This is a genomic window from Pantoea sp. Pa-EAmG, assembly GCF_030024295.1.
GTDB lineage: Bacteria > Pseudomonadota > Gammaproteobacteria > Enterobacterales > Enterobacteriaceae > Pantoea > Pantoea dispersa.
This window is the reverse complement of the sequence record NZ_JASEWO010000271.1, coordinates 1-4,013: the sequence shown is the minus strand read 5'-3', so window position 1 is coordinate 4,013 and position 4,013 is coordinate 1. Positions and strand designations below refer to the sequence as shown.

At 56.9% G+C, this 4,013-nt stretch carries 4 protein-coding genes; 2 read left to right on the top strand and 2 right to left on the bottom strand.

Translation table 11 applies throughout. The features are described 5' to 3' along the window. A partial coding sequence (locus tag QMM04_RS21385) for a transketolase C-terminal domain-containing protein (RefSeq protein WP_282996976.1) occupies positions 1-590 on the top strand: 590 nt, incomplete at its 5' end. Between the two features lie 2 nt (positions 591-592). Next, on the top strand, positions 593-2,080 hold the full coding sequence (locus tag QMM04_RS21380; protein ID WP_282996975.1) for an FGGY-family carbohydrate kinase: 1,488 nt from the start codon (positions 593-595) through the stop codon (positions 2,078-2,080). 34 nt (positions 2,081-2,114) lie between these two features. Here the strand turns inward: QMM04_RS21380 and QMM04_RS21375 are convergent, their stop codons facing one another. Continuing rightward, complete coding sequence (locus QMM04_RS21375; protein ID WP_058959679.1) at positions 2,115-3,242, bottom strand: mechanosensitive ion channel family protein; 1,128 nt, start codon at positions 3,240-3,242, stop codon at positions 2,115-2,117. Positions 3,243-3,331: 89 nt separating this feature from the next. Continuing rightward, positions 3,332-4,006: a flagellar brake protein gene (locus tag QMM04_RS21370; protein WP_234472990.1), complete on the bottom strand. Its 675-nt coding sequence runs from the start codon at positions 4,004-4,006 to the stop codon at positions 3,332-3,334. Positions 4,007-4,013 lie beyond the last annotated feature (7 nt).

Sequence of the window (4,013 nt, the reverse complement as noted above, 5' to 3'; positions counted from 1 at the left end):
ACCACAGCATTGATGATATTGCGGTGATGCGTGGCTTCGGCAATATCGAGATTTATGCGCCATCCTGCCCGCTGGAGTGCCGCCAGATCATCGATTATGCCCTTGCGCATTTGGGGCCGGTTTACATCCGTCTGGATGGCAAAGATCTGCCCCAGCTGCACGATGAAAACTACCAGTTCCGTCCCGGCCAGATCGACGTGTTGCGTGAAGGCAACGACATCGTGCTGGTGGCAATGGGTTCCACCGTGCATGAGGCGGTGAGCGCGGCTGAGCAATTACACGAACAGGGAATCAGCGCAGGTGTGATCGCCATTCCATCAATTCGTCCCTGTGATACCCAACGGCTACAAGAGCTGTTAAAGCATTATCCGGCGGTGATCACAGTAGAAGAACACAACGTCAACGGCGGCGTTGGCAGCCTGGTGGCAGAAGTGCTGGCTGAAGGCGGCTGCGGTATTCCGCTGTTGCGTCTGGGCATCCCGGATGGGCAATACGCGATTGCTGGCGATCGTGCCTCCACGCGCGCGCATCATGGTATTGACGCCGCCAGCGTGGTGAAGAGTGCAGTGCGCATGTGTGCAGGAGCGTAAACATGGCGGGTCCATTAATACTGGCAATTGATGAAGGTACCACCAACGCGAAAGCCATAGCGGTGGACCGCGCAGGCAACGTGGTAGCGCGCGGCAGCCAGCCTCTGACGCTAGCCCATCCCCAGCCGGGATTGGCCGAGCAGGATCCATTGGCGATCTGGCAGGCGGTGAAACAGGCGATTGAAAGCTGTCTGGCGCAGTGCGGCGGGGCAGAGGTGGCCGCCGTCGCGATCAGCAACCAGCGCGAGTCGGTGCTGATCTGGCAGCGCCGCGACGGGCAACCGCTGACGCCGCTGGTGAGCTGGCAGGATCGTCGCTCGGAAGCCTTTTGTCGCGATTTACGCATGGCGGGCAAAGCGCCACGCATCACCGGCTTAACGGGCCTGGCGGTCGATCCCATGTTTCCCGCAGGCAAACTCACCGGGATGCTGGCGACGATTCCAGATGGACTGGCGCGTGCGCAGGCCGGTGAACTCTGCATCGGCACAGTGGATTGCTGGCTCAGCTGGCAATTAAGCGGCGGCGAAAGTTTTGTCACCGATCACGCTAATGCGGCCCGCACCCAACTCTATAATTTACATAGCGGTGACTGGGATGACGAACTGCTGGCGCTGTTCCATATCCCGCGCGCGGCGCTGCCACATATTGTGCCCTCTGCCAGCACGCAGGGTGTTGTCACGGTACAGGACATCGCCGGACTGAAAGCGGGTACGCCCATCTTGTCGCGCATTGGCGATTCCCATGCGGCACTGCAGGCGCAACGTAGTGCGGGTGAAGAGGTGGTGAAAGCCACTTACGGCACCGGTTCATCGCTGATGATGTCAATGGCCACCCCTTTGCTGACCGAGAACGGCCTCAGCACCACGGTGGCGTGGCACGATGGCACGCTGCGATTTGCCTTTGAAGGTAACATCACCCATACCGGTTCAGGCGCGGCCTGGCTGGGACGCATGCTGGGCATCAGCGATCCGCGTGAACTGACGGCGATGGCGCGGCGCAGCGAGCATAATCAGGGCATCTATTTCGTGCCTGCATTGTCAGGCCTGGGCGCGCCCTGGTGGGATTTGAAGGCGCGCGGCATGGTATGTGGCCTTACCGATGCCGCCACGCCAGAGGTGCTGGCGCGCGTGGCGCTGGAATCGATCACCTTCCAGATTGCCGATGTGTTCTTCGCTATGGAGCAGGCCAGTGGTGTGCAGTTACCCGCGCTCTGTGTGGATGGCTCGGCAACCGAAAACAGTTGGCTGATGCAGTTACAGGCAGACGTGTTGCAGCGGCCGCTGAAACGAGCCCCTACCGCTGAAGTCTCCGCCCTGGGTGCCGCGCTGCTGGCGGGGCGTTCATTAGGCTGGTGGCAGCAGGGCAGTGATATGCAGGCGTTGCAGGGGGGCAGCGTGATTGAGCCGCGCAGCGATCGCGCGACCATTATGCAGGAGAATTATCGCGGCTGGCTGGAAGCGGTGGCGCGTTGTCGTTATCAACCGCACTAGTGTTCAGGCGGGGTAACCGCCTGACCATCGCTCACTAACGTTGTGCCGTCTGGGGTGAGGATTCATTGGAGGCATCGCTGAGATTAATCCGTGGTAATACACCCCCCGTAAACTCGACGCGACGCATTGGGAAAGCAAAACGAATCTGCTTCTGCTCCAGTTGCGCCATCAGCTGGAGGTTAATTTCCTGCTGGATGTCCATGTACTTGTTGTACTCGGCACTGAGCACGAAGTAGACCACTTCAAATGTCAGTTGCGACTCATCAAAAGCGAGGAAATGTGCGCGGTCAAAACGAGTATCCGGCACATCCTGAATGATCTCCTTCACCATGCTACCAATTTGTCGCACTTTCTCAGCAGGTGTACCGTAATTGATGCCGAACTTAAACACGATGCGACGCTGCTGCATGCGTTTGTAATTGTGGATGGTCTGCTGCAGCAAGATGGTGTTCGAGCAAACGATCTGTTCGCCGCTCAGGCTGCGCAGCCGGGTGGTTTTCAGACCAATGTGTTCGATTGAGCCAGCCACATCGCCAAACACAATAAAATCGCCATGCTCAAAGGGCTTGTCAAAGCCAATGGCCAGCGAGGCGAATACGTCACTCAACACCGTCTGAATCGCCAGGGCGATGGCAATGCCGCCGACGCCGAGGCTGGCAACCAGTGCGGTAATATTGATGCCCATGTTGGACAGGATTGCCAACATCATCATCACCCACACCACCACCCGCAGCAGAATGCCGAGGATCACCGTGGTCACCGGATTGCGCACGTGCAATGGATCACGCAGCAAACTCTGTAGCCAGAGCCGGATGCCACAGTCAATCCACATGGTCATTTGCAGAATAAAGGCCAGGAACCAGCCGTGTGCAATCGTCACGCTCCAGCTGGCGGGGAGGTCGACAAACCTCAGTGCAATCAGTAATGAGAAAATCAGCAGCAAAGGCTGGCTGGTACTGCGCAGAATTTCCACCAACAGTGTGGTGACGCGATGATTCCGCTGCTCGCTGTAGTGCGCAATACGGTTGGATACAAAACGGATGAGGGTACGCAAAAGCCAATACATCATCAGGGTACCGAAGACGATGATGGCGCTGTTTATCCAGAAGGTTTGATTGAGAAAAATGAGTTGTAAACGATGGGCAGAAAGCCAGTTTTCCATTGGGGAGATTCTCCTTGCTGGGAGGCAATAAAAAGTGAAAGCAAGGAAAGGATAGCCTGGCTGGCGCCTTTTGTGGCGCCAGCAGGGAATTACTGGAAGCGATTCGCTTTGTCGCGGGCCAGACGTTCCAGCGCAAAGATCACTTGCTGTAGCTGGCGTTCCTGCACCGGCTCAATGGCGGTAAAACGGAAGCTGAGACGAGGAGTTGTGCGGGTTTCATTCTTGCTGGTGACGGTGCTGCGTTCGCCAATATGCAGCAATTGCGCGGTGACTTCAAAATGACCGTATTCGCCCAATTCAACGCGCAAATTTTTAAAGGTGTCACCGCGGTTCAGGCCCTCTGGCAAGCTCTCATCCAGCAATACGCCCGCACCACCGAGAGAGAGATCCTGCAAACGAAAACGCGCTTTACTGCCATCCGGCCACTGCGTATGGCAGTAAAATACCGGCTCCATCGGGGCGGAAACGCGGAAAAACTCACGACGCTGGATCTGCCACAGCAACTCAGGCAGTGGGGCAGTAAACGCCGGTAAGCCCTCAAACTCGGTGCGCTCCAGTTTGATTAAGCCAAATTCCACTTTTGCACCCTGGGTTTCTGCAGCGATATTCACTTCACCGCCCTGCAACGCTAAATCGTTATCCAGTGCATTACTGCCGAGGTCGAAGATCACGCGATCTTCATCGGCATCCAGCATGCGGCTGATAAATTGACCGCGCGAAAAACTGACCATTAATGGGGTCTGGAAACGCAACAAATCCTTCATTACGTTT